Source organism: Collinsella sp. 4_8_47FAA, assembly GCF_000763055.1.
Taxonomy (GTDB): Bacteria; Actinomycetota; Coriobacteriia; order Coriobacteriales; family Coriobacteriaceae; genus Collinsella.
On the sequence record NZ_KN214135.1, the window covers coordinates 615,526 to 618,067 of the forward strand.

Annotated in this window: 5 protein-coding genes; all 5 read right to left on the reverse strand. The window is 60.4% G+C overall.

Translation table 11 applies throughout. The features are described 5' to 3' along the window. Positions 1–253 (reverse strand): PTS system mannose/fructose/sorbose family transporter subunit IID (locus HMPREF9463_RS06100; protein ID WP_035137736.1); only part of this gene is annotated, 253 nt, incomplete at its 3' end. Next, on the reverse strand, positions 243–1,016 hold the full coding sequence (locus HMPREF9463_RS06105; RefSeq protein WP_035137737.1) for a PTS mannose/fructose/sorbose/N-acetylgalactosamine transporter subunit IIC: 774 nt from the start codon (positions 1,014–1,016) through the stop codon (positions 243–245). The genes HMPREF9463_RS06100 and HMPREF9463_RS06105, both read right to left, overlap by 11 nt. 58 nt (positions 1,017–1,074) lie before the next feature. After that, positions 1,075–1,557, reverse strand: coding sequence for a PTS sugar transporter subunit IIB (locus HMPREF9463_RS06110; protein ID WP_035137738.1), 483 nt, complete (start codon positions 1,555–1,557; stop codon positions 1,075–1,077). Positions 1,558–1,614: 57 nt separating this feature from the next. Further along, on the reverse strand, positions 1,615–2,034 hold the full coding sequence (locus tag HMPREF9463_RS06115) for a PTS sugar transporter subunit IIA (RefSeq protein ID WP_035137739.1): 420 nt from the start codon (positions 2,032–2,034) through the stop codon (positions 1,615–1,617). A 46-nt stretch (positions 2,035–2,080) separates the two neighbouring features. After that, positions 2,081–2,542: SIS domain-containing protein (locus tag HMPREF9463_RS06120; RefSeq protein WP_035137740.1), on the reverse strand; the 462-nt coding region annotated here is incomplete at its 5' end.

Below are 2,542 nucleotides of genomic sequence, written 5' to 3' on the forward strand. Positions count from 1 at the left end.
TCGCGATGCCGCCGACGAACGGGGCGAACTGGACGGTGATGTTGAAGAACGCGCAGTGGCGGTGCAGGGCCTCGGCGTAGTCGTCGGGGCGGCCGGCGTAGATCTTCTTGAGCATGTTGGCGACCATCAGGCAGAAGGCGATGTTCATCTGCTTGTAGTAGGTCCAGGAGAACTCCATGCCCAGGGCGCCGACGTTGACGGCGCTCTTGACGAGGTCGGAGCGCGTGATCTTGTTCTCGGGACTAGAAGTCATCGTCCTCATCCCCTTCCGCGGAGAGCTGGGGCTGGGCTCCGCCCAGGCCGAGCAGGTCGAACTTGTCGATGCCGATGATGATGGCGATCAGGGCGACGCCCAGGACGGGCACGTTGGCGTAGGAGCACAGCAGGAAGCCCAGGAAGTAGAAGGGCACGAGCTGCTTGGTGAGCACCAGGCGGCCGAGCATGGCGAAGCCCATGGCAGGCAGGATGTTGGCGGCAACGCCAAAGCCAGCAAGGACAAAGTCGGGGATAAAGTCGAGCACGCCCTGGATGGCGTCAGCACCCAGATAGAACGACAGCGAGCACAGCAGGAACGCCATGATGATACCGGTTAAACCGATCAGGAAGTGCATCGCATAGACACCCTTAAGGTTGCCCTGGCCGGAGAAGGCATCAGCGCGGTCAACCAGGATCGGCAGGGCGGCGTTGAGGATGTTCTTGATGGCAAGGCACAGCGTGGCGATGGGCATGGCAAGCGCGATGGCTGCCTCGGTGCTCTGGCCCAGCTGGATAGCGAAGGCGCAGGCGAGCACGCCGCCGATCGTCTCATCAGGCGGCACGTAGGCGCCGATGGAGATCGAGCCCATGAACAGCAGCTCCAGGCTCGCACCGATCGCGAGGCCGGACTGCAGGTCCCCCAGCACCAGACCCACGAGCGGGCACAGGACGATGGGGCGGAACGCATAGAGCGTACCGAGCTGGCAGTCGAACTTACCAAATGCGGCGATAAGTCCGATGAGGATTGCTTGGGTAAGCATATATCCCCCTTTCCTAATAGGACACTACGAAGAGCTCAGACTCTTCGAAATTGAACGCCTAGAGCACGCTGGCGCAGTCAACCTTGGGGTCATCGGTCAGGGGTCGAATCTCGACCTCAACGCCACGATCCAGCATCTCGCGCACATCGGCTTCCTCGGCCGCGGTCAGGAAGATCTGACGAGAGACCTGACGAGCATCGGGACGCTTCTCGTCCTTGGGCTTGGTGTTGCCCAGGTTGACCGACTTGATCTGCGGGCAGCCCTCAACAAGCTGCTTTGCCTCAGCAATAGTGGCGACACAGATGATCATCTTGTACTTGTCGGTCACGCCCGAGTTGATAGCTTCGATTGCATGCTCCATATCTTTGATGACGAGCTTGCAGCCGGCAGGCTTGCCCATCTTGAGCGTCGTCTTCCACACCGGGTCGTTAGCGACCTTATCGCCCACGCAGAAGATGCAGTTGGAGCCAAGGCCCTGAACCCAGGAAACTGCGACCTGGCCATGAAGCAGGCGATGGTCAACGCGAAGTAGCTGAATCATAATGTGACCCCCCAAAGGTCTTGTGCCGTCTTACGGCGTGTCAGTAGGTGCTGCGGATTAGAACTCTTCTTCCTCGTCGTCATCGACCAAAAGATCGTTGACAAACTTCACGCGCGTATCGTCCGCAGCGACGATGGCGCGAATCGTCTCCTCAACCGGCGCCGACTCGTCAGAGAACAGCAACTGGATGAGGAGAGGAAGGTTCATGTTGGTAACGAGGTACGTGCGGGGACGCGTCTGGACGATCTTGGTAAACTCGTTGTTGACGCTGCCGCCAAAGAGGTCGGTGCAGACAACGACATCATCGTCAGCAGACATGCCTGCCAGCAGTTTTTGGGCCTCCTCGGCCACGTCCATGCGGCCATCGACGAACATCGAAAGATCGTGGACGTTGTCGCGAGCGCCCGAGAGCAGCTCGACGCTCTCCTTGATGCCGGTAGCGAAGTGCGCATGGCTGGCGATGATGTACTGTCTCATTCTGTGTTCCTCTCAATAGCCCGGCACGTTCCCGCACCCGTTTTCTTTAGTAGTCGAACTGGTGATAGTAGCGACGGTAGTTGAGGTTGTGCTTGGTGACCGTCTCGTAGTAGCGAGCCAGGCGGTCGGTAACGAGCACCGTCAGAATCCACGGAGAGACGATGACGCGGAACTCGTCGTCAAGGCCGGGGATCGCGAACTCGGCGGTGTCGATGATGTTGATGTCGGTGTCGCCGGTCACGCCGCGGGTCAGGAAGGCGCGGACGCGCTCGTCGAGCTTGCGGTTCTCGTCCTCGCCCATGAACAGGAACACGGGGACGCCCGGCTCCACGAGCTCGAGGGTGCCGTGGAAGAAGTCGGCCGAGGTGATGTAGCGGGTGCGCTTCCACTGCATCTCCTCCAGGATGCACATCGAGAACAGGATCGTCTCGCCCCACAGGGCGCCGGAGCCGATGAACATGGTGTAGGGGGCCAGGGCGTACTTCTTGGCGAGCTCCTCGGCGCGCGG

What these genes read in the sequence shown, in the direction of transcription:
- HMPREF9463_RS06105 (WP_035137737.1), bottom strand. Translation starts at nt 1,016, where the DNA reads ATGCTTACCCAAGCAATCCTCATCGGACTTATCGCCGCATTTGGTAAG.
- HMPREF9463_RS06110 (WP_035137738.1), bottom strand. Translation starts at nt 1,557, where the DNA reads ATGATTCAGCTACTTCGCGTTGACCATCGCCTGCTTCATGGCCAGGTC.
- HMPREF9463_RS06115 (WP_035137739.1), bottom strand. Translation starts at nt 2,034, where the DNA reads ATGAGACAGTACATCATCGCCAGCCATGCGCACTTCGCTACCGGCATC.